This window comes from Corallococcus terminator, from assembly GCF_049194865.1.
In the GTDB taxonomy this organism is placed as follows: domain Bacteria; phylum Myxococcota; class Myxococcia; order Myxococcales; family Myxococcaceae; genus Myxococcus; species Myxococcus terminator_A.
In genome coordinates this window covers 34663-59725 of record NZ_JBLZWL010000036.1, presented here as the reverse complement: position 1 = coordinate 59725, position 25063 = coordinate 34663, and the positions used below count along the sequence as shown (strand labels likewise).

Annotated in this window: 3 protein-coding genes and 3 pseudogenes (1 of these 6 cut by a window edge); all 6 read right to left on the bottom strand. The window is 68.6% G+C overall.

The features are described 5' to 3' along the window. Positions 1-103 precede the first annotated feature (103 nt). Positions 104-1084, bottom strand: coding sequence for an acyltransferase domain-containing protein (locus tag ACN469_RS13205; RefSeq protein ID WP_498767724.1), 981 nt, complete (start codon positions 1082-1084; stop codon positions 104-106). Continuing rightward, the gene (locus ACN469_RS13200; RefSeq protein ID WP_498767722.1) at positions 1081-2832 is read right to left on the bottom strand and encodes a DUF6178 family protein; all 1752 of its coding nucleotides are present in this window, start codon (positions 2830-2832) and stop codon (positions 1081-1083) included. Before ACN469_RS13200 ends, ACN469_RS13205 begins: the two co-directional genes overlap by 4 nt. Before the next feature lie 97 nt (positions 2833-2929). Beyond that, a pseudogene (locus tag ACN469_RS13195) lies at positions 2930-10282 on the bottom strand (SDR family NAD(P)-dependent oxidoreductase); the annotation flags it as partial. Positions 10283-10327: 45 nt separating this feature from the next. After that, positions 10328-11026, bottom strand: a pseudogene (locus tag ACN469_RS13190) (beta-ketoacyl [acyl carrier protein] synthase domain-containing protein); the annotation flags it as partial. Positions 11027-11281: 255 nt separating this feature from the next. After that, a pseudogene (locus tag ACN469_RS13185) lies at positions 11282-21034 on the bottom strand (SDR family NAD(P)-dependent oxidoreductase); the annotation flags it as partial. Continuing rightward, a protein-coding gene (locus tag ACN469_RS13180; RefSeq protein ID WP_498767720.1) for an SDR family NAD(P)-dependent oxidoreductase crosses the window boundary here: on the bottom strand, positions 21031-25063 show its final stretch. The gene runs 7466 nt beyond the window's last position; 4033 of the gene's 11499 nt are visible here — the last part of the coding sequence; the start codon falls outside the window, past its right edge — the gene reads right to left on this strand; it ends in the stop codon at positions 21031-21033. The pseudogene ACN469_RS13185 and the gene ACN469_RS13180, both read right to left, overlap by 4 nt.

Below are 25063 nucleotides of genomic sequence, written 5' to 3'. Positions count from 1 at the left end.
ACGGACGACGAGACTCCTGGTCCGGCGCACGAGAAGCAGAACAGCTTCACACGCGCCCCTGGGCGAGGCACCGGGGCGGACAAGCTATCGCGGGTCGCTCACGTCAGACGGCCCTGGTCTCGCGAGCGCGGTGGTGCTCACTGAGCTTCGCGAGGGTCGCCAGGTCCGCCCGAAACGGCGTCATGATGGGAAAGCATGCAAGGCGTTTCCCCTCACGGCCCGCACCGTGGTGATTGAGGAACGTCCCGAGCGTCCCGCCAGGGCTCAGGTCCACCACCGTGCCCGGCCTGAGCTGCTCCACCGCCCCCAGCGCCTCCACGAAGCGGATCGGCTCACGCAACACCTGCCAGAAATAGCGCGGCGAGACCTCGCTCATCCATCCCGCCTGCGTGGCGGAGTAGACGGGGACCTGGAGACGACCCAGGGGAACCGCGCCCATCGCACGCAGGACATCTCCCTCGGAGGCGTCGATCATCGGCGAGTGGAACGCCCGACGCACCGGCAACCTCTGGCACAGCACGCCCTTCTCCTTGCAGCGCCTGTCAATCTCCTCGCAGCGCCAGGAGGGCCCCGACACGACGAAGTGCCGCGCGAAGTTCACGGCCGCGAGCCAGGTTCCTTCATGCAGCCACGCCTCGCGGTGGAACGCCGCGACATCGTCCAGGATGGCCACCATCCCGCCCTCTGCGCACCGGGCGAGAAGGCTCCGCGCCTGGGTGATGCATGCCCGCAGCGCGTCCTCCGCGGAGACGGCTCCCGCGATGACGAGGGCGGCCAGCTCTCCCAGGCTCGCCCCCACCACGAAGCTCGGGCGGATGCCCTGGGCGGCCAGCGTCCTCGCCAAGGCGACCTCCACCATCAGGATCGCGGGGTGACTGAGCAGCAGGTCGTCGAGCGGCTCCGTCACCCGCCGCTGCGCACTGTAGACGGCGTCCACCACGGACCGTCCGAGCAGCTCCCGCGCGACTTCATCGAGCGCGCGGAGCTCCGCTCGAAACACGGGATGGTCAGCATGGAGAGGCTGCCCCATTCCGAAGAACTGGGAGCCCTGCCCGCCGCAGAGGAAGACCGTCTCAGCGCTCATCGACGACGGCCGTCCTTCTCGGGAGGCGGACTCTCCTTCGCCGGTGCTGGCGCGGCGGGGCGCCCTCGCGACGGGCTCGCCGGCTCCTTGCCCAACCCCTTCAAGTAGTCCTGCACGGCCTGAAGGTGCTTCGCCGTGAAGATGAACCGGGCCTCTCGCTTCGTCGTATCAACCGAACCATCCGCGATGGCACGCGGAAGGAAGGGATACTCACTCAGCAACGCCTTGAAGGACAGGAGCGTCGAGCGGTCCAGGATGAGCCCCAACCCGTCCAGCCGACTACGCGACTGCCAGGGCTTTCCCGCGTTGATGTCTGCCTTCAACGTGGCCGCCATCCGCGTCAGCTCCTTGACCTTCTGTGCATCGCGAAGACCACTCGCCATCCGCGTCAGCAGGTCCTGGAGGGAGCGCGCCGTGAACAGCAGGACGTCCTGGTGCAAGAGGCTCCAGCCCACCTGGAACAGCTTCACCAGCTCCTGGCGCTCCAGCAACTCCGCGGCCTGCGCGACAGTCACCTCGGACTCCGCCGAGCCCACCGCCTCCTCCCGCAGGAGCCGCTCGAGTCCCAGGTTGCACACAGCCACGGCTGCATCCGCGGCCTCTAGCGGCCGGAAGACACGACCACCCAAGCTGCACCCCGACATGAGCACGTTGGCCAGGTAGCTCAGCTCTTTCAGTCGCTCCAGATAGGCCGTCAGATTCCTCTCACGGACCGCCGCGATGGCATGCTTGATCAACGGCTCGGCGCGCACCTCCTGCCGCGCTCCCGCCGCGAGCAGCGGGTGCTGGCGCGGCTCCTCGAGCACCTCCGCCTCGCGCAGCTCCTGAAGGAAGCGCACGACCTTCTCCGACTGCGCCATCTGCCCGGGCGCCCCCTGAGGCAAAGCCTGGGCGTCCTTCTTCGGACCACCGCGGCGAGGCGCCTCGACCGCGCGGAAGTACGATTGGGTGATGTGGTCGCGTGACTGAGACGCGGCGAGCTGCTCCGTGGGCGTCACCCGCGCGAGGTTCAGGAAGCTCGCCGCCGACGAAGGCGCCACGTAGCCCTCCTGCTCGCGACGGTCCTCCCGCTCGGCGGCCACGTCGGACTCCAGCATGTCCTCGCTGCTGAGCACGTTGTGCAGACCGCCGTTGTCCTCGATGTACTCGGTCGAGGCATAGCAACAGCGATCAAGCATCCTCGTCATGAAGTCATGACTGTTCTTATCCAGCTCGATGAGCACGGCGACGATGGCATCCCAGCTCTGATGGTCCTTCGCGATGACTTGATACTCCGCGAACTCCTCATACAGACAGCTCTCCAGCGCCTTGTCCGTCAAGTCATCATCGTCCGACCGACTGTTGCCCGACATCCGCTCGGCGAGCTCGTCGATGTTGATGACCAGGACATGTTTGCAGAGCGCCAGGGTGACGAGGTCCTCGTCCAGCTCCGTCAGCTTTTGCGCCGTGAACTCCACCCCGGCTTCCATCATCACCTGGAGCCAGAGACCAAACCGCTCGGCGTCGAACGTCGCGTCCTTGCCCGGCTTCTGACTCTTCCAGAGGTCTTCATCGAAGATCTGCTTGAGCTGCTCCGTCGTCGCCAGCGCGACGAGCTCGCCCGAGTCCTCCAGCCCGATGTGGTCGATGAGCTTGGAGAGCACGGGGGCCTCCAGGCTCTGGACGATGCTGACCAGCTCTGGCTCTTCCAGGATGCGCGTCAAGAGTTGCTGCGGACGGGTCGAAGAAGTTGAAAGGGCTTTCGTCATGGCGGCTCCCCACGAACCGGGTCGAAGCGGTGGTCATTGCCAGAATCCATACTAGAACACCTCGCGGTCCAACCACTGATTCCGTTGTGGTCTGACTTCAGGCACACCACTCATTTTCAGCCGCGCCATTAACAACCGTCTCTGGGACTGGCGCCTGGAGGCGGGCCACGTACTCGGCGAGGGATGCGAGTGTCCGGTGCGCGACGACGTCGCCCGGCTCGAGTTGGACGCCAAAGTCCTCCCTGAGCTTCGCCACCATGAACATGACGTTGATGGAGTCCAGGCCGTACTCACTGATGTCCACGTTCATGTCGACCTCGGACTCGTCGACCTTGAGAATCCTGGCGGCGGCCGCCCGCACTCGGGGAGCCACTCGAAGCCGGGCATCCGAGTCCAGGCCCTCCGTGGAGTCAGGGGCGCCGGCCTTGGGAGCCTCCTCGCGGGGCGACTCGAACGCGCGGATGGCCGAGGCGATCTCGGCGACGCTCTTCCCCGAGACGACCGTCATGGGCTCGAAGGCCGGACCGAAGAGCGCCTTGAGGCGCAGGATGATGGTCATCATGTCCAGGTGGTCCACCCCCTGGTCCTGAAGTGACTTCAGCACATCGAACTCGGAGAGCTGCCGCTTCATCACCGCGGCGACAATCTGGATGATCTGCCCCTGAATCGTCGACGGTGGTTCGACGATGGTCTGGAGGACGGACGGCGCGGTCACCGGAGGTGCCCCTGTCTGAACCTGGGGCCTGGCGTCCTCTCCCGTGAACCAACAACGCCGCTTCTCGAAGGCATACGTCGGCAGTGGGACGCGATGCGGCCGGGTCGGGTAGAGCGAGTCCCAATCGAACGTCACCCCCTCCACCCAGCGGCGGGCCACCTCGCGCGGCTCGAGGCCCCGCGTTGACTCCTGACCCCGCTTCTCTTCGGACGCGGTGCCCTCGAACACGCCCTGAGCGGCGCGTCCTTCGCAGAAGGCATCCAGTTTTTCGATCAGCGCGTCAACGGACGTGACAACGACAGCCAGACGCTCGGGCAGCTCTCTGCGGCCCACTTGCAGCGTGTACAGCACCTCCGCGAGCGAGAGCCGACCACTCCTCCGACGGAGGAAGGCCCGCATCCGGGCCGCTGACGCCTTGAGCCCCTCCGGGCGCTTCGCGGAAAGGACAAACACGCCCTCGGCCAGGGGGACCTCTTGCCTTCCCTCGCGAGCCGCCGCGTCGCCGACGTACTCCTCCAGGATGACGTGCGCGTTGGCCCCTCCCGCGCCAAACGAGCTGAGCCCCGCGCGTCGCTTCGCCGAGGGCCCGGCGTTGCTCGGGAGCACCCACGGCGCGAGCCGCTGCTGGACTCGGAAGGGCGAGCCGTCGAAGGCAATCTTCGGGTTCGGGACGTCCGCGTGCAGCGTGGGCACGAGCGTGCGCTCCTTGAGTTGAAGGATGACCTTCGTGAGACCCGCGATGCCCGCCGCCGACTCCAAGTGCCCGATGTTCGACTTGACCGAGCCCAGGGCGCAGAAGCCCACGTCGGACGTCTGAGTCCGGAAGGCCTTGGTGAGCGCAGCCACTTCAATCGGGTCCCCCAGCGCCGTCCCGGTGCCGTGCGCCTCCACGTAAGAGATGGTGTGCGCCGGGACGCCGGAGCGCTGGAGCGCCGTGGCGACCACCTCCGCCTGCGCATTCAGGTTGGGGACCGTGAAGCCGCTTGTCTTTCCTCCGGAGTTGACCGCCGTGGCCTTGATGACCGCGTAGATGAAGTCCTGGTCCCGGATGGCCTCACGCAGGGGCTTGAGCAGCACCGCGCCCACGCCCTCACCGTCGACAAAGCCATCCGCGCCCTCTCCGAACGTCTTGTTGCGGTCGCCGCGGGAGAGCATGTTCACGCCGCAGAGCCGCTTGTAGTGCAACGGGTGCAGGATGAGATTGACGCCCCCCGCGATGGCCAGGCGGCACTCACCTCGCCTCAGGCTCTCCACCGCGAGGTGCAGCGCCGTCAGCGATGAGGAGCACGCGGTGTCGACCATCAGGCTGGGGCCGTGCAGGTCCAGGTGGTATGAGACGCGGTTGGCGATGGCCCAGGGCGAGGCGTGCGCGCGAGTGAAGCCGCCCTTCCCATGGACCTCCCCGCTGAACAGCTCGTAGTCATGGTTCATCGCGCCGACGAAGATGCCCACCCGACGCTCGATGGCCTCCAGCGCCCTGGGCCCCTGGCCCCCGTCCTCGAGCGCCTGCCAGGCCGTCTCCAGGAAGAGGCGGGCTTGCGGATCCAACGCGTTCGCGTCCTCCGGCACCATGTTGAAGAAGCCGTAGTCGAACTTGTCCGCATCGGTGATGAAGCCGCCATGACGGCTGTAGACGTCACGCCCCTGCTCCTCCGGATTCCACCGCTCCGAGGGCACGGGCCCGATGCAGTCGCGCCCCTCCCGCAGGTTCTCCCAGAAGGCCTCCACGTTCTCGGCCTGGGGGTAGCGACCGCTGCACCCAATGATGGCGACATCGCCCTCCGCGCTCTCGAGCGGCGACGAAGCGCGGGGCCGCGACCGAGGCTCCGCGTCAAGCGGCGGTGGCGCGAGGGGTGCCCTCTGCTCGGCGGGGCGCTCCTCGGCCCCGAACAGCCTTCCGAGCGCCTCGGGGTGCACGGCGACGAAGTGCTCCGTCAGCTTCAGGAGCGTCATGTTCTCGAACAGCAACGTGGACGGCTGCTGGCCCAGGTCGTCCTCGAAGCGCCGGACGATCTTCAGGTTCACCAGGGAGTCGACGCCGAACCGCTCCAGCGGGGCATCCTCCGGCAGGCGCTCCTTCGCGATGCCGAGGACCTCGGAGAAGACCCTCCGGACGTAGTCGAGGACTCGCGCCTGGATTGCGCCAGGCGCGGCGACGGAGGGCTGCGTCCGGGGCGACGGGGTCGGGGACTCGGGGCGTGGAGGTGCCCGCATCGCCACCGCGTCACCATCGACCTGGGTGAGCCCGTCGCTGACGGCGAGCAGCAGACACTGTCGCGACAGCTCGGGGCCGCCCGCCACGGGAGAGCCGAGCGCGCGCACCGGATGGAAGCCGCCGCCCTGGAGCACCCGCAGCCACTGCCCCGCATCAAGGAGGGGTGAGCCTTCGAGTCGAGCCGCCGGGTCGTCGAAGCGCCACCACCCCTTCATCAGCCCGAACGTCATCGTGACGTAGCCCTGCACGGCCGTGGTGTCGCTCACCAGCAGGAGCCCCCGGGCCTTGAGCAACCGCTTGAGGTTCGCCACGGTGCGGCGGATGTCGCGGGTCGCGTGCAACACGTTCGCGCCCAGGACGATGTCGACACTCCCGGGGGAAACAGACTGCCGATCCACCGGGGTCTCCACGTCGAAGGTCACGAACTCGGCGAAGGGATGCTGCGCGCCGTACCTCGCGGCTCCATGCCGGACGAAGGCCTGGGAGATATCGGTGTAGAGGTACTTCACCCGGCCGCCCAGGCCCTTCAGTCGCGAGAGCACGAACTCGCTCGTGCCTCCCGTTCCAGCGCCCACCTCGAGCACCGTCACCGTGGCGGAGGCATCGAGCGCGAGTCGGCGCTCGACCTGGTTTCGCACGGCCTCGGCGGACAGGTGATTGAAGTAATCCGAGAGCGCCGAGCCGCGGTAGACCCCCTCCACGAGTGACGTCGAGCCCCCGGGGAACATCACCTCCGTGGAGTCGATGCGCCCGGAGAGCACCTCCGGATACGCCTGGACGCACGTCCGCAGCAGCCGGACATGCGGCTCCAGCTCCGGGAACTCCTGGACGAACCGCGCCTGCTCGGAGGCTCCCGCGCTCGCGGCCTCCACGCGCGAGGTGGTGATGAACGAGCGCCCCTCCCGCTGGAGGAGTCGCCCCCGCTCCAGCATGCCCAGCAATGCCTGGAGCAGCCGCTGGTGAGTGTCCACGACCTCCAGCCGCGCAGTCAGCTCGGAGAGCGTGGTCCGCTCACCGGCGCGGTGGAACACGCCCATCCGCTGAAAGGTCCCCAGCAAGAGGTCCTGGCTCAACACCTCGAGTCGCTCGAACGCGCCCTCCAGGTCACGCAACCTCCTCGGGTCTGCGGAGACCACCGGCAGCGGGTCCAGGGGGATTGCCTCGCTGTTCGCTGGGAGCAGCTCCTGGCGTCCGGCGGCATGGAGGTGCAGGGTGCCGAGCAGGGACAGGTCTCCCTTGAGGACCACCACCTGGCCCAGGCGCTCACGCTGCGCGAGGACACGGCGGATGATCTCCAACCCCTCCGCGGGCTCGATGGAACGCACACCGCGCTTCGCGAGCTCACTCCGGTAGCGCTCGGTGGCGACGATGCCGACGCTCCCCCAGTAGCCCCAGTTGATGACGACCACGGGGAAGCTGGCGTCGCGCCGAGACAGGGCTGCCTGGCCGTCCTCGAACCGTGACGCCGCTGCGTAGTTGCTCTGCCCCGCCTCACAGATGAAGGACTCGGCGGAAGAGAAGAACAACATGAAGTCCAGCGGTGCGCCCCGGAACACCTCAAACAGCGCCACGGTGCCAGCCACCTTGGGCCCGAGCACCTCCTCGAGGACCGGCTCGGTCATGTTCGCGAGGATGGCGTCCTTGAGGACGATGGCGGAGTGAACGACTCCGTCGACGGCGCCAAAGCGAGCCCGCGCCTGCCCGTGCGCGTCCTGCATCTGCGCGAGGTCGCTCACGTCCGCCGCCAGGTAGAGCACCTCGGCTCCGAGCCCCTCCAACTGGCGAAGCTGCTCCTGCATCCTCACGTCAGCGGGGCGACGGCCCACGAGCACCAACCGGGCGCGCACGGTCTCCGCCAGGCTCTTGCTCAACTCGAAGCCGAGTCCGCCCAGCCCTCCCACGATGAAGTACACCCCACGCTGTTTGAACGGCGCGGCACCGGGAGCAGGAGGAAGGACGAGCCGCTCCAGCACCTGCTCGTAGCGCCGCCCTTCGCGAAGCGCGACCTCGGCCTCGTGCGCCCGCGCCTGCTCGTCGATGAGGGCCCGCGCCATCGTGGGACTCGCGGGCTCCTGGGCGCCCACGTCCACGCAGACGACGTTCCAGCGGAGGAACTCGCGCGACAGGGAGCGCACGAAGCCGCTGACCGCCGAGGCCATGGGCCGGACCTTCTCGTCTCCCAGCGCACGGTGCGCATCCCGAGTCACCACCTTGAGCTCGAGCGAACGCGCGGAGAACCCCTGCGACACGAGGGACTTCACCAGACGGAACAACATGTGGAGCTGCTGTTCCTGGGCCGCGCGCACGTCACGAAGCGGGGCCAGCCCCTGAGAACGAGCCTGTCGCTCCCCTCCTCCCGCGGACAGGAAGTAGATCACCCCCGGCGCGACGGAGCGGTGAGCATCCCAGAGCTCGCCGGGCACCTGGTCATCGCGCAGCGGAATGCTCCGCACGTCCTCACCACGACGAGCGTGCTCCGCGACGAGCTCCGCGGCCAGCGCCTGCTCTTCAGCGTCGTGGGGCCGGAACAGGACGACTCCGGTACGCGCTCTCACGGAGGGCGCATCCCCGCCCGTGTCCGGGCGCGCCCGCTCCAGCCAGCGAGGGGCGAACAAGAAGCCCTCGAGGTGGTCCGCCAGCGGCCTCAGCACCACCTCGTCGAACACGGCCCGGGTGTCGCCGGCTTCGTCCAGCAGGACGACCTGGTAGGACGCTGCGCCCGGCCCCTTGCGTCGCGCATGCGCGAACCCCTTGGAGGGTAACGGCTTCAGGAGCCGCGCCGCGCCGATGGTGAAGGGGACGAGCGCCGAGGTCTGCTCCCGCGCCACTCCGCCCAGGCCGAGCACCAGGACTGACCGCAGCACACAATCCAGGAGGATGGGGTGCAGCGGCCGTCTCGCCAGCTCATTCGCTGTCTCGGGCGGGAGCTCCAGGTCGACGAGCGCCTCCTCTTGACCGGCCCAGCACGCCTTGAGTCCTCGGAAGCGCGGCCCATAGAACAAGCCCAGTGCCTGCGCCCGCGCATGGAGCGCCTCCACCGCCACGGGCTGCTGGCAGCGCGCCCTGAGCTCGGAGAGCACGAGCCGGCTGGCGGGTCCGCCCTCCTCGTCGGGAACGAGGTCACCGGACGCATGGGTGAGCTGCGTGCCATCGACGTCGCGGCTCCGCAGCACGAGCCGGTATGTGCCGCCCTGCTTCGTTGCCACGACTTCGAGGTCTCGGTCCTCACTCACGAACAGCGGTTGCAGGAACGCGATGTTGGCGAGCCCGAGGCGCCGTGCGCCCCCCAACAACCGCGCTCCCTCCGTCGCCAGCTCCAACCAGGCCGTGCCGGGAAACACCGGACGGCCATGCACCTGGTGCTGGCTCACGAGCACGTCTTGCGCCAGGACTCGGGCCTTGAAGACGACCCCACCCTCCTCGAGCCCTCGCGCGAGGTCGACCTGAAGGAGCGCGGACCCGGTGCCCACGTCCACGGCGGCGGTCCCGGCGCCTTCGGAGGCACGGAACCAGCAGCGCTCCCGTGCGAACGGATACGTGGGCAGGGAGACGACCTCGGGCCGGTGGGCTGCCTGATCGTGCAGGCGCGACCAGTCCAGCCGAACCCCCATCGTCCACAGCTTCGCCACCTTCTCGAGCGCTCCACCTGAGAGGAGCGCCTCCATGTACCGATCTCCCTCACGGCCCTCCAGGAGCCAATCGGCTTCTGACGAACCCTCGGTCAGTCGTCGGTGGTGGAAGCCCGCGTCGCCAGCAACCGCCGCTCCTCCCTCCAAGAAGCGCAGGAGTCGCGCACGGACCTCCGGCAAGGAGGACGCCACGAACGACAGACGCTCCTCCATGGCGGTCCGTCCCGATTGCAGCGTCCACGCCACCGCGTCTAGTGAGAGCCGCGCCCCTTGCTCCGCGATGAAGTCGGCGAGCTCCCGGGCGCGGACCTTCAGTCGCTCCGTGTCGCGAGCGGACAGGACCATCACCTGCGGCCCCACCGGGACCGAGGACCGAGAAGGCGAGGCGCTGGGGTACTCCTCCACCACGAGGTGCGCGTTGGTGCCGCTGAACCCGAACGAGCTGATCGCCGCCCGCCTCAGCATGCCGGGAGCGGGCACCCAGTCGGACAACTCCGTGACGACCCGGAACGGCGTGGCCTCGAAGCCGATGAGGCCGTTCTCCTGCGCGAAGTTGAGCGACGGAGGGAGCTGCCGATGCCGGAGCGCCAGCAGGACCTTGATGAGGCCCGCGACCCCCGCGGCAGCCGACGTGTGGCCAATATTCGTCTTCACCGAGCCGAGCGCGCAGAAGCGCGTGCGCGGAGTAAACGCCCGGAACGCGTCCGTCAGCGCCTTCACCTCGATGGGGTCTCCCAGCTTCGTGCCTGTCCCGTGCGCCTCCACGTAGGAGAGGGTCTCCGGGTCGATGCCGAAGCGGCGATAGAGCCCCACCTCGAGCGCCGTCTGCGACTGGGCGCTCGGCGCTGTAATGCCGTTCGTCTTCCCGTCCTGATTCGTCGCCGTTCCCTTGATGACGCCGTAGATGCGATCTCCCTCCGCGAGGGCCTTGTCGAGCCGCTTGAGGACGACGGCTCCCACGCCCTCCCCCGGGACGAAGCCATCCGCGCGCTGGTCGAACGTGTGGCACTGGCCGGTGGGTGACAACATGCCGGCCTCGGACATCCGGGCGTAGGAGGTCTCGGCCAGGTACAGCGTGACGCCGCCCACGAGCATCATGTCCGCCTCGTCGTTGACGAGGCTCTGCCGGGCCAGGTGCATGGCGACGAGCGACGAGGAGCAGGCGGTATCGACCTGCAGCGCCGGCCCCTTGAGGTTCAGGAAGTAGGCGATCCTCGCGGCGAGGATGGAGTTCGCGTTGCCAGTCATCGACTGTGCCTGACGCGCCGCTCGGGAATCCCCACAGAGCAGCTCGTAGTAGTCGTTGTTCAGGACGCCCACGTAGACGCCGCAGCGCTCGCCATCCAGCCGCTCGGCCGAGTAACCAGCGTCCTCGAGCGCCGTCCACGCCGTCTCCAGGAACAGCCGCTGCTGTGGATCCATCAGCGCGGCTTCGCTCGGTGAGATGTTGAAGAACAGCGGGTCGAACGCGTCGACCTCGTCCAGGAACCCGCCCCACTTGCAGCGGTGACCCGCGCGGCTCGCATCCCACCGCTCCGAGGGCACTTCGCGGATGGAGGACACTCCCGCCTTCAGGTTGCGCCAGTACTCGTCGACGTTCCGTGCGCCTGGGAGCTTCGCGGCCATGCCGATGACGGCGATGTCCTGGGAGGCCACCTCGACCGCACGGGCCCGCAGCGGCGGTGGGACACTCACCGGGGTCGGCGTGGCTTGCCACAACTCCAGGAGCTCGTCGCCCGGGAGCTTTTCGTCCAGGAGGTCCACGGGAGCGACCACCGGCACCGGCACGGGCTCCGGTGCCAGCTCACGCACGACCTTGCTCACGGGCTCACGCACCGGCTCCGGCTCCGACGCCAGGCCGCGCGGAGCCAGGTCCTGCAGGGCCTTCGCCAGACGGGCGATGTCGCCATGGTCGAAGATCTGCACCGCCGCCAGCGACGACCCCAACTCCTCGTTGATGCACTTCACGAACTCGAGGGCCAGGATGGAGTCCAGCCCCAGCTCCGCGAACGGCCGGGTCTCGGCGAGCTCCTCCTGCGGGACATGAAGGGTCGCCGCGAGGAGCCCCTTGAGCTTTCGACGCAGCTCTACCTGCGACACGCCCTGGGGCGGCGGCGATGACGGCCGGGACACCTGCTCCGGCTCACGGCTCGGCGGCTCGGGGCTCTTCAGAGGCACCGTCGCCTGGGGCTCTCGCGCCTGGGACTCCCTTGACTGAGGCTCCTTCAGCTTCAGCTTCATGACCGGCTTGTCCTTCCGCTCGATTTCCACAGTCCCCACCGTGTCCGCCACCGTCACTGCCGCGGCCATGGGCCGCGCGAAGAGCTTCGAATCGCACCAGAACCGCTTCCGCTCGAACGGGTACGAGCTGAACGAGACGCGTCGCCTCGGCTGCCCTCGATGCAGCGCGCTCCACTCGAGGTCCCCTCCCGCGACCCAGGCCTGGCAGAGCTCCGCCCATCGCCCGTCCCGGACCCGCTCCGCCACCCAGGAGTCATGCGACGCCGCGCCGCCTGGATGGGCGCCCTGTCCCTCGGCCCGCGCCTGGAACACACCCTCCCCGGTCGCCCCCGTCTCCGCGAACACGCGGAGCTTCGACTCCAACTCGGGCAGGTCCGACACGAGGAGCGCAAGCCGCTCGACCATGGGCTCGCGGCCCACCTGCGACGTGAAGGCGAGGTCCGCCAGCCGGACTCCGCTCAGTCGACCCGATTCGGAGTCGCGCAAGAGCCTCCGGGCATACTCGGTGAGCGCGGACCTGGTGCGCGCCGACAGCACCACGACGTGGGGTCCCACGGCTTCGGTCCGCGCCTCGGGGCCGCCGGGATACTCCTCGATGGCGACGTGCGCATTGGCACCGCCGAAGCCGAAGGAGCTGACTCCCGCGACTCGCAGCGTCTGGCCGTCAGCGCCCGTCCTCGCCTCCCACGGCTGCGGCTGCCGCACGACATGGAAGGGCGTGTCGTCCAGCCGGATCTGCGGGTTCAGCTTCGTGAGCGTGGCGTTGGGTGGGATGCGCTTGTGCGACAGCGCCAGCAGCACCTTCGCGACACCCGCGATTCCCGCGGCCGCCTCCAGGTGACCGATGTTGCCCTTCAGCGAGCCAATCGCGCAGTGGGCCGGGCCACCGTAAGGCAGCTTCCACTCGCGATAGAGCGTCTCGAAGGCCTTCTTGATGCCATTGATTTCAATGGGGTCCCCGAGCGCGGTGCCCGAACCATGAGCCTCGATGAGGGACACGCGGTCCGGAGCAATCCCCGCCTTGCGGTACACCGACATCAGCAGCTCGGCCTGGGCGTTCGGGTTCGGCGCGGTGAGCGAGTGGGCCCGGCCACCGTGGTTCGTGGCGGAGCCCTTGATGACGCCGTAGATGTGGTCACCGTCCGCGATGGCCTTGTTCAGCGGCTTGAGCAGGACGGCCGCGACACCTTCGCCACGGACATACCCGTTGGCTCCCTCGTCGAAGGCTCGCAACTTCCCGCTGGGGCTCAGCATGCCCGCCGAGTCGAACGCCACGAAGAGCGTCGGACTCAGGAGGAGGTTCACGCCTCCCGCGATGGCCTGCTCACAGCTTCCCTCTCGAATGGCCTCGCAGGCGCGATGGATGGCGATGAGCGAGCTGGAGCAGGCCGTGTCGCAGGGCTCGCTCGGTCCGTGGAAGTTGAAGTGGTAGGAGATCCGGTTGGCGACCAGCGAGTGGAAGTTGCCCGTGGGCGCAAGCGCCTCCCGCTCGAGCCCGTTCTCCTTGAGGAGGCCGGCGTAGTCCGAGGTCGCGACTCCGACGAAGAGGCCGGTGCGCGAGCCCGACAGGCTCGAAGGCCTGTAGCCCGCGTCCTCCAGCGTCCTCCAGACGGTCTCCAGGAAGAGTCGCTGCTGGGGGTCCATCAACTCGGCTTCGCGGGGAGTGACGCCGAAGAACGCGGCATCGAAGCCGTCCACCTGCTTCAGGAAGCCACCCCACCGGACCTTGCTTCTGCTCGCATCCCATCGCGAGGGGGGGACCTCCTGGACAAGCTCTCGCCCAGCTTCGAGGTGCTCCCAGAGCGCGTGGAGATCTCCGGACTGGGGCATCTCGCCCGCGAGGCCAATCACGGCGATGCCCTCGTCACCAGGGCGACCGGCCACGCTCACGGCGCCACGTACCTCCACGTGTGGCGTTGGCCGTGAAGGCGCTGGCTCCTGTCGCGGCTCGGGCGGCGACACGGCGCGCGCATGCGTCCGGATGGCCTCGCCATGGTGCTCGAGGAGGAACGCGGAGAAGTCGCGGATGGTTGCGTACTCGAAGAACAACGCCGGGGTGAGATCGAGCCCGAAGTGCTCATTCAGCTCATTGGCGAACTGGGTGAAGGTGATGGAGTCGAACCCGTACTCCCTGAGGTCGTCGGTGAGGTGGATGTCACGACGGTCCACCTTGAGGATCCGCGACATGATGCCCATCGTCTCGGCTTGCACCTTTTCGAGCAGGCCGTCGTTCTCCGCCTTGTTCCCGGTGATGGACATGCCCTGCTGCTCCCTCGATGTGAGTGCGACCTCGAACGCTTCGAGCCCCTCGTGCTCTTGCGCCAGCTTCGTCCGGAGTGCCCCGACGACAGGCCCCTCGGCCTCGGGCTCCACGTCGGACAAGGTCCGATTCAGCGGCCCGGCCGAGGGCCGCGCGCCATCGATCCAGTAACGGTCTCTCCGGAACGGATACGTCGGGAGGCTCACGATGTGCCGCGAGCGACCCGCAGCCAGTTGAGTCCAGTCAACGCTCTCGCCCCGCTGCCACGCCGCCGCGAGTCGAGACAGCTCGCCGTATCGCGCGTCACCACGAGCCCCCGCACCGGAGGACGACGCGAGCGCCTCTCGCAGCTCCACCAGACTGCTGGCCACCACCGCGAGCCTTTCGGTGAAGGCGTTGCGCCCCACCCGCAGCGTGTGCGCGATATCTCCCAGCTCGAGCCGCTTCGCCTCATCGGTCGCGAGGAAGGCGTGGAGCTGACTCACCTGCTCCGCCAGGCGCTGCGAATCCCTGGCCGACAACACGAAGACGTCGGGCTCGGCGTGACTCGCTCCAGCGACAGCAGGGGTGCTCCGCCCGTGCGGCGACTCCTCCAGGATGAGGTGGGCGTTCGACCCGCCAGCGCCGAATGAGCTGATGGCGGCGATGCGGGCATGCCCTGACTCGACGGACCAGTCCTGGTTCTGCTTCACCACATAGAACGGCGTCTGGCCCAGCTCGAGCTTCGGATTCGTCGCGTCCCCCTGGAGGGTGCGCGGAATCATCTGGTGGCGCATCGCGAGCGCGACCTTGATGACCGCGGCGATGCCGGACGCGGCTTCCAGGTGGCCGATGTTCGGCTTGACGGAGCCGATGGGGCAGGCCTGCTCCTGTCCCCGCTGCTGACCGAAGGCGAGCTGGAGCCCGCGAATCTCGAGCGGGTCCCCGAGTGAAGTCCCCGTGGCCTGGCACTCCACGTAGTTGATGTCTTCGGGCCGCACCGCCGCCCGCTCCATGGCCTTCTCGATGAGACGGGCCTGCTGCTCGGGGTTGGGAACCGTGAACCCCGCGGCCTTGCCACCGTGGTTGCTCGCCGTGCCCCGGATGACCGCGTGGATTTGATCGCCGTCCGCGAGCGCCGCCTCCAGGGGCTTGAGCAGGACCGCGCCCACGCCTTCGCCGGGCACATACCCGTCCCCGCCCTCGCCGAAGCTCCGGCAGCGGCCGTCCGAAGAGAGGAACTTCGCCTGGCTCAGGTAGACGTACTTGCCGGGGTGGAGGGAGAGGTTGATGCCACCGGCGACCGCCATGTCGCAATCGCCGGACAGGAGGCTCTGGCAAGCCAGGTGGATGGCGACGAGGGACGACGAGCAGGCAGTGTCGACCGCCAGGCTCGGCCCCTTGAAGTCCATGAAGAAGGAGGTCCGGTTCGCGATGGCCCAGTAGAGCGAGCCTGGCCCCTTGTAGTCGCCCTGAAGGAAGCCCCTCTCGTGCGCGAGCTGGGAGTACTCGTTCCACATGGTGCCGACGAAGAGGCCCACGCTCTGGTGCTGATAGCGCCGCCGATTCGCGTAGCCAGCGTCCTCCAGCGTCTCCCAGACGCACTCCAGGAAGAGGCGCTGCTGAGGGTCCATCTCCTCCGCTTCCTTCGGGGAGATGTTGAAGAACAGCGGATCGAAGCGGTCCACCTCCGTGAGGAAGCCACCCCATCTGCCATACGAGCGCGCTCCTGTGTCGGTGCGGCTCCCCTGGATGGCGCGAGCGTCCCACCGGTCGGTCGGGATGTCGGTGATGCAGTCCCGTCCCTCGATGAGGTTGCGCCAGAAGTCGCTCACTGTGCGCGCCTGCGGGAACCTTCCGCTCATGCCGATGATGGCGATGTCGTAGCCCTTGCGAACCGGAGCGAGCCTCGCGGGCTCGGGCGGCGCCACAACCTCCGGAGTCGCCCCCGGACTCTCGGCCTCGCTCGGCTCCACGGGGCTCGCCAGCCCTTCCTTCTCGAAGTACGCGACGAGCTTCTTCAGGTTCGGATGCTCGAACACCAGCGTCGGCGGCACCCCGTTGAACTTGCGGTCCAGCTCCGCCATCAGCTCCTGCAGGATGAGCGAGTCGAGTCCCATGGTGAAGAACGACTCGGTCTCGTCGAAGCCGGGCCCCGGCAGCCCCAGCCGCGTCGCGATGAGCTCCCGGAGGTAGCCCTCCACATTCCGCACCTGTGCAGGCACGGCGGGCAGCGGCTTCTTCGTGTCGGGCCGCGCACCTCCCTCCACGAGCACCTGGACAGAATCCCGCTGCGCCAGCACCGCCTCGAAGGCCCGCATGCCGGCCTCAACGCGAATGGGCCGCAGGTGGCGGACCTCGACGGAGCGGTCCTCCGTCAGACGGCTCGCCATGCCTACGCCTTCCCACAGCGGCCAGTTCACGACCAGGCTCCGTCCCGGAGCACCGCTCCGGGCACGGAAGGCCATGAACGCGTCGAGGAAGCTGTTGCCCGCGGCGTAGTCCGCCTGCCCCACGTTCGCCACCAGCGAGACGATGGACGAGAAGCCGATGAAGAAGTCGAGCGGCTGCTCCTGGGTCGCCAGATGCAGGGAGAGGGTGCCCTCCAGCTTCGGAGCCAGGACGCGCTGGAACTCCTCCCAGGACTTCGTCAGCAACAGCTTGTCGTTGAGCACGCCTCCCAGGTGCAGCACGCCATGAAGCGGACCGAAGTCCGCGGTGAGCTGCTGGATGGCCCGTTCGACCTGGCGACGGTCCGTCACATCGCAGCGCAGGTAGTGGACCTCGCACTGGCGCCCCTCCGCGCGCTCCAGTGAGGACCGCTCCGACCGTCCCATCACGAAGATGCGGCAGGACACCCGCGCGGCCAGGTGGTCGATGAGCGCACGCCCAAGCCCCCCGCCGCCGCCCACGAGCAGGTAGTTCTTCCCGCTGGTGAAGAGGCTCGCCGGGCTGCTCTGACTTGCCGGGAGCGCGCGCAGCTCTCTCACGAGCCGGCGACCTCGCCGGTAGACGACCAGGTCTTCCACGCGTCCTTCGGCCGCGCCCTCGCGAAGAAGCGCGTCCATGCCCACGGCGTCGAACGTGTCGACGTCCACCATGGACACCTGGAGGCGTGGGCTCTCCAGCATCGCGGTCTTCGCCAGGCCGAGCAGCGCCGCCGCCGCGAACCCCTCCCCGCGATCCGCATGGGTCGCGACGAAGGCCTTCCGCACAGGCACGAGGACTCGGAACTCGTGGTCGCTCGCGAGGCGGAGGTGGGCCTTCACGAGCAGGAAGAGCCACTGGAGCGCACGCTCGGCCTCCGCCGGCTCGTCGGCCCCCAGCGCATCGAGGACGTAGAGCGTGACACGACCGGGGGACTTCGTGAGCGTCTCGAACACGCCGGTGAAATCCCCGCCGCCAGAAGACACCACCTGCACGCGGCCATGCGCCCGTCGCGCGCGCTCGATGAACGGACCGGCGTGCTCGCCCCGGGAATCGACCACCACGGCGCGCACGTCCTGGGTGCTGGCCACGGGCACCGGGGCTTCCTTCCAGGACGGGACCTTCAGCTCCCAGCTCGACGGGCCCTGCTCCTTCTGCGCTCCGTCCGCGCGCTGGTAGACGACTTCTCGCAGCTCCAGGACGCGGCGCCCGCTCACGTCATGGCCTGTCACGTCCACACTGAACCGGTGCTCGCCCTTCCCCGCGGGTCGGCGCGCCACCTGGAGGCGGATGATCGAGGGCAACGTCCCGAAGAGCCGCAAGGCCCCAACGAAGGACGGCACGAACCGATCACGCCCAAAGGAGAGGTGCCCGCTCACGTACCCGGCCAGCAACCCCGCCTGTAGCGCGGTATCGAGGACATGCGGCACCTGGCCTTCGCCCTGCTCGCGCAGCCGCTCCGTTGACAGCTCCGCGTAACAGGCCGCATCCGAGCTCTCGAAGCGCCGGAGCAATCGCAGCGACTCGCCGTACTGGAAGCCGCTGGCGGCCATCCCCTCGTAGAGGGCTCCCACGTCATGCGGCTCGAGCAACGCGTCCATTCGCGAGGGCGCGCCAGCGCCAGGAGGCATGTCGACCTCTCGCGCGACCTCGGCCTGACTCAGCTGGAGACCATCGACGGAGACTCGCGCCACGTCTCCTTCGAGCTCGGCGCGCAGCTCCACGGTCCGGCTCACGATGCCAGGCGTGTGGAAGACGACGTTGCGCAGCCATGCACCGTCTCCACCGCCCGCGCCTCTCGCGGCCCGCAGGGCCAGGTGCATCATCAGCGCGCCCGGGATGAGCCGATTCCCCCCGACCACATGGTCCCGGATGATGGCGTCCGAGGGTGAGAGCGCGAGCTGCGCATGGGTCGTCGTGGGAGACTCCTGAGCGGTCCGCTCACGAATCCAGAACACCTCGCCATCGAAGGGATAGGGAGGCAGGGAGGCCTTGCGGTAGCTCCCAACGGGATGGAGGCGCTCCCACTGGATGGGCGCTCCTCGCTCCCAGAGCTCCAACACCGTGCGATCAAACAGCGCCTGGAGGTCCTCTCCCTCCCCCGCTCCGTCTGGAGCCCACTCGAAGACGTGCGGCCCTGGGATGGGTCCACCCCCCAGCGAAGCCTCCACGGCGGCCTGGAGCCAGCCTTCTTGCCCCGGCAGGCGCGCGAAGCGCTCAAGGATCGGGTAGCTCCCCTGGCTCCGCGCGGACGCGGCGGACTGCGCGGCCTGGGCCAGCTCCGCGAAGTCGGGCGTGTCGGAGAGCAGCAGCTCGACCGTGGCCGTCCTCGACAGGACTCCATCCGCGACGAGCGCGACAAGCTCGCCGAGCCGCTCATCCCGCGCGGGCGACCGAGGCTCGAAGCTCCACTTGGTGCTGAGCTTACGGAACGCGCTCTCCACCGCGACGAAGAGCAGCAGACGGGCCCGCGCTCCCTCCGCGCCAGACGTCCGGCGCTCGTCGTGGAGGAACCGCTCCAGGGTGAGGCCCAGCGGCGCCAGCGCCTCGCTCCACTCCTCCAGGAAGCGCTGGAAGGTTCGCTGCCCCTGGAACAGCAGGCGGGCGCGCCCGACGGAGGCCGCGAGCTCCTCCTCCGAGAGCTGGAGCTCCCCGCACAGGTGCTCCAGATACTCCCGCCGGACGGCCAGCGCGGGGATGAGCTCCCGACCCACCGGATCGAACAAGCTGGCGTCCGGCGCTCGCACGCGGCCCACCGCCGTCACTCCTCCGGACGCGAGCGCGAGGGCCTCCGCGGGCTCCACCATTCCAGACAGGGCGAGCGCGACGATGAAGCCATGCCTCTCGCCATGAAGCTCCCGGGCCGAGAACCCCAGCTCACCCAGGCTCGCCCAGAACGCATGGCCGACGAGGCAGGAGAGCAGCGCTCGCGCCTTCCGCGGCCACGAGGCAGCCCGGAAGGCCGTCTCCAACCCACCGCGCAGCCCTGGCACCTTGCACTCGCGCAGCAGCGCATCCACCCGGCCCCGGAAGAGCGTGTTGCCTTCATAGAGCGAGCGCACGCTCCGAAAACCAGTGAAACTGTGATGCCTCAGCACCAACGTGGAGGGCGCGGTCCTGGCGCTCACCGCCTTCACGCCCGCCCCGTCCAGGAACTCGCCCAGTTCCTCGACAGTCTCGACGAGCGCCCCGCTCCGCAGCGGATAGTGCCCCGAGGCCACGGCGTTCGTGGCGCAGAGGTCCTTCAGGTCTTCACGCGCTCCATCCGCGCCATCGAGCCACTCCCGCCACTGCGCGATCCGACGGGTGAAGCTCCCCGTGGACTTCGCCGAGAGCAGGAACAGATGCTTGCGCCCGGAACGGCTGGAGCTCCGCGCGGCCCGTGGCTCGCCGACCTCGTCCGCGAGGTGCTCCTCCAGGACGACGTGCGAGTTCGCACCGCCGAGTCCGAACGAGCTGACGCCCGCGCGCCGTGGCAGGTGCGGCTCGGCGCTCCGCCATTCGCTGTTTTCGAGCGCCACCGAGAAGGGCGTCCGCGGAAAGTCGATGATGGGGTTGAGCGTGGTGACGTTCAGGGTCTTCGGCACCTGGCCGTGCCGCATCATCAACAGCACCTTGATGAGGCTCGCCATGCCGGCCGCGGCCTCCAGGTGGCCGATGTTCGTCTTGACCGAGCCAATCTTCGCGAACTGCGTGTCCGCGGTGGAGCAGCGAAACGCCTGCGTCAGGGCCTCCACCTCGATGGGGTCTCCGAGCGAGGTGCCGGTGCCGTGCGCCTCCACGTAGCTGATGGTCCGCGCGCTGATGCCAGCGGACTCGATGGCCGAGAGGATGACGTCCCGTTGAGCAACGACGCGCGGCGCCGTCATCGAAGCCGCATGGCCGCCGTGGTTGACGGCGGAGCCCTTCACCACGCCGTAGATGCGGTTCCTGTCTCGCACCCCATCGTCGCGGCGCTGCAGGAGCAACGCGCCGATGCCATCGCCGGACACGAACCCGTTCGCATCCTTGTCGAAGGTCTTGCAGCGCCCATCCGGGCTCAGCATCCGCGACTTCGACCACGTGATGTACTTCCACGGGTGGAGGCTGAGGTTGACGGCGGCCACGATGGCGTAGTCACTCTCGCCTCGCTGGAGCGAGCACCGAGCCTCGTGGAGCGCCACCAGCGATGAAGCGCAGGCCGCGTCGATGGCGAAGCTCTTCCCCTGGAACCCGAAGGCATACGACACGCGGTTGGCCAGGATGAACACGTAGTTGCCCGTGCCCGCGAAGCTGTCCGGATGAACGCTCGGGTGGACTGCCTCCTGGTGGTAGTCCACCGACGTCACTCCGACGAAGACGGACGTCCTCTTGGCTCGCAGCTCGGCCAGCGGGACACCCGAGTCCTCGATGCAGTGGAGCGTCTCCTCCAGCAGCAGTCGCTGCTGCGGGTCCATGTTCTTCGCCTCTCTCGGCGAGATTTCGAAGAACTTGTGGTCGAACCGATCCACGTCGTCGACGAGCCCGCACCAGCGGCTGATGGAGGTGTCCGGATGGTCGATATCCGGCGAGTAGTACCTCCGGGTGTCCCAGCGGCTGCTCGGAAGCTCCTGGATGCAGTCCCGGCCACTGATGAGGTTGTTCCAGTACTCACGGTAGGTGCGGGCCAGAGGGAACCGGCAGGCCATCCCGATGATGGCCACCTCGGGCGAAGCCACCGCCTCCCGTGGGGACCCAGGCTTCTCGTCGGCACTCATGGATTCGCTCCCGTCGAGCCGTCCGCGCGCAGGCTCACCAGGAGCTGGGAGAGCTTCCCGAGCGTCTGGTTCTCGATGACCTGCATCGGGTTGAGGTTGAGCTCCAGCGCCTGGTTGAGCTGCTTCACCAGCTTGATGGTCATGATGGAGTCGAGGCCCAGGTCCTTGAAATCGATGTCATGGGTGATGGCCTTCGGGTCCGTACCGAGAATCGAGCCCAGGGCCTCGCGGATGAGCACGACCTCACGGCCTGGCTCGGGAGCCCCTCCGCTCTTCTGGGTCCCCTGCCCCTGCGGCGCGGCCCTGCCCAGCGCCTCTGCCTCGGGACTCGACTCGAACGGGACCTCGTCGAACCAGTAGCGCTTCCTCGCGAACGGATAGGTCGGCAGAGAGACCTTCCGGGGCTTCGAGCCGGAGCGATAGAGGCCCCTCCAGTCCACGTCCTCACCGGCCACCCAGCGCTGGCACAGCCCCCTGAGGCTCCCGGCGTCGGCGAGCAAGGGCTCCACCCCACTGTCCTTCCCACCGCTTCGCAGCCCCTGGAACCGTCCACGAGACGGAGCGGAGCCGACGTAGACGGAGCCGGCGCGCCCCGGCTCGTCGCGGAGGAACGCCTCCAGGTGAGCCAGCAGCTCGTGTGGGCTCTCCACCAGGAAGGCCACGCGCTCCGTCATCGCCATCCGTCCCACCTGCAGCGTGTACGCGAGACTCCGAAGCGAGATATGCGCGGGCCTGGGCGAAGCGCTCGCCACCGGCGCTCCAGCGGAGCAGAGCGCATCGAAGACGGAGCCCAGGTTCTCGGCCCCCGCCAGCGACTTCACCTGGTGCTGGAGCCCGAGGCGGGTGTTCGCCTCCTCCACCAGCCGCGACAGCGCGAGCTGGTCGAAGCCGAGGTCCACCAGCAGCTCGTCCTCATCGACGGTGCGCGCGTCCACGCCAAGAATCCGAGCCGCGAGCTCTCGGAGCTGGTCACGAAGGCCCTGGGCTGGCCGGGACTCCTTCCCCACTCCCCCCGTGCTCGCGCGGAGGTGCTCCGCCAGCGCCCGGAGGGACTCCTTCAGCACCGGGAGCGTCTGGGCGGAGACCGGCACGACGAAGGGCCCGGTCTCCTGCTCGGGAGCGACGGGCTCCTCGGGCACGTACTCCTCGAGCACCACGTGGGCGTTGACCCCGCCGAACCCGAACGAGCTGACAGCCGCCCGGCGCGGCAGCGGCTTCCCGACCTCGTCCATGAGAGGCAGCCAGGGCTTCGTCTCGTCGAGGATGTAGAGCGGCGAGTCGTCGAGCTGGATGTAGGGGTTCAGCTTCTCGAAGTGAGCGTTCTTCGGGAGGACCTGGTGCTTCAGGGCGAAGGTCGCCTTCACCACGCCGGCGATTCCAGCGGCCGTCTCCAGGTGGCCGATGTTCGTCTTCACCGCGCCGATGCCGCAAAGCTTTCGCGTGGACACCGCGCGACCCTTGCGCCGGGCGAACTCCGCGAAGACGTCCTTGAGGCCGTTGATTTCAATGGGGTCCCCGAGCTCCGTCCCCGTGCCATGCGCCTCGATGTAGCCGAGCGTCTCCGGATCGATTCCGGCCTTCTCATGCGCGGCGATGATGACGTCGCGCTGGGCCAGCGGGTTGGGCGCGGTGATGGAGGCGGTGTGGCCGCCATGGTTCGCCGCGGCGCCCTTGATGACGCAGTAGATGGGGTCGCCATCCTCCACGGCCTGACGCAGGGGCTTGAGTAGGATGGCGCCCACGCCCTCCCCTCGCACGTAGCCATCCGCCCGGCTGTCGAACGTGCGGCAGCGGCCACTCGGGCTCAGCATGCCGGCGTCACTGAAGGCCAGGTAGAGGTTGGGGCTCAGCAGCGTATTCACCCCACCGGCGACGGCCACGGTGCAGTCTCCCCGCTGAAGCGCCTCCACCGCCTTCTGCACGGCGATGAGGGAGCTGGAGCACGCGGTGTCCACCGGCTCGCTGGGCCCCGTGAAGTTCAGCAGGTACGAGATGCGATTGGCGAGCATCGAGTGCGCATTGCCCGTGGCCATGTGCGCGCGCGCCCGTCGCTCGAGCAGGAGGTTCGTGTAGTCGTGGTTGGCCACTCCGACGAACACCCCCACCCGCTGTCCCCAGTGCGACAAGGGGTGGTGCCCGGCGTCCTCGAAGGCCTTCCACACGGCCTCGATGAACAACCGGTGCTGCGGGTCCATGAGCCTCGCCTCTTGCGGAGACAGTCCGAAGAACTCCGGATCGAACAGGTCGACTCCGGGCATGAAGCCGCCCCACCGGAGCGCGGGGGTCTCCTTCGCGAGCAGCTCCGCGTTCCAGCGGCTCGCGGGCACCTCGGAGATCAAGTCCTGCCCGCGCAGGAGATTCTCCCAGAAGGCCTGGGGACTCTCCGACTGAGGGAAGACACCACTCACGCCGATGATCGCGATGGGCTCGGACGCAGCGACCGTGGGCGCCCGCGCGCGCTCCACCGTCCGGACCGGAGCACTCACGGGGACGCGGCCCTGGTAGTGCGCGGTGAGCTTCTCGCCGAACTTCTGACAGACCGTCCGCGCGAACCCCTGGATGGACACGTGGCCGTAGAACAAGGGAGGCGTCGCGTCCAGACCGAGCCGGGCGTTCAGCTCGCCCACCATCTGCACGACCCGGATGGAATCCAGGCCATACTGGCTCATGTCGTCGTCCGTGCTCACCTCATCCGGGCGAACCTTGAGGACCTGACAGACGATCTCCCGCAGGTCCTCGCTCACCGCGGAGACGAGGTCCTTCGCATCCTGGACGGCGCCACTGCCCGCGGGCTTCGTGACGGTGTCCGCCGAGCCCTCCGCGGCCGGCTCGGAGATCCAGCACCGCCTCCGCGCGAAGGGATAACCGGGCAGCGTCATCCGCGTCGGCGGGGTGTCCGCGTAGAGCGAGCGCCACTCCACCTGCGCGCCCGCGACCCACTGCGCTCCCAGTTGGAGGAGTTCCTCGCCGGAGCTCCCGGAACCTTGCCGCTGACGGGCCTCCGTCCGGCCCGCCAGGAACCCGTCGAGCGCCTCGCGCAGCTCGCCCGTCGAAGCCACGACGAAGGCGACCCGTTGTTCGAGCGCCTCACGGCCGGTCTGCAACGTGTAGGCGAGGGAGACGACGTCCGAGTCGAAGATCGTCTCGCGGTGGCGCGTGAGGTGGTCCGCCAGCGCCCGCGCGAAGGCCCGGAGTCGCTCCTCCGTCTTCGCCGAGAGCGGGACGAGCACGAGCCGGGGCGAGGACGTCGCGGATTTAGGCCGGGGGTCCCGATGCTCCTCGATGATGAGGTGGGCGTTCGCGCCACCCGCCCCCAACGCGCTGACGCCCGCGCGCAGCAGGCCGTCCCGCTCACCCGACTCGGGAACCCACGGCGCCAAGGTGCTCTGCAGGCGGAACGGCGAGTCCGACAAGTCCAGCTCCGGACTGGGCGCATTCGCGTGCGGTGACGGGAAGAGCTGCCGCGTCCTCAACTGGAGCAGCACCTTGGTCAGCGCCGCGATGCCCGAGGCGGACTCGAGGTGGCCGACGTTGGCCTTGATGGAACCAACCGTGCAGAAGCTCCGGTCCCGCGTGTGCCGGGCAAACGCCTCCTTCAACCCCGACACCTCGATGGCGTCACCGAGCGACGAGCCCGCCGCCGCGCACTCCACATAGGAGATCGTCCGGGGCGAGACCTGGGCCCGCTGGAGCGCTTCATCGATGGCGTCCGCCTGGGCGCGCGGGTTCGGCGCCAGATACCCGCTCGTCTTCCCTCCGGCGTTGATGCTGGAGCCCTTGATGACGCCGTAGATGACATCGCCGTCCGCTCGGGCTCGCGCGAGCGGCTTGAGGACCACCAGCCCCGCGCCCTCACCGTCCACGAAGCCATCCGCCTGAGCTCCGAAGCTGCGGGTCTGCTCGCCCTTCGTGAGCAGGCCCGCATGCGCCAGACGGTCGAGATGGTCGGGGTGGAGGATGAGGTTGATGCCGCCCGCGATGGCCAGCTCACACTCTCCTCGCGCGAGGCTCTGCACCGCCAGATGGATG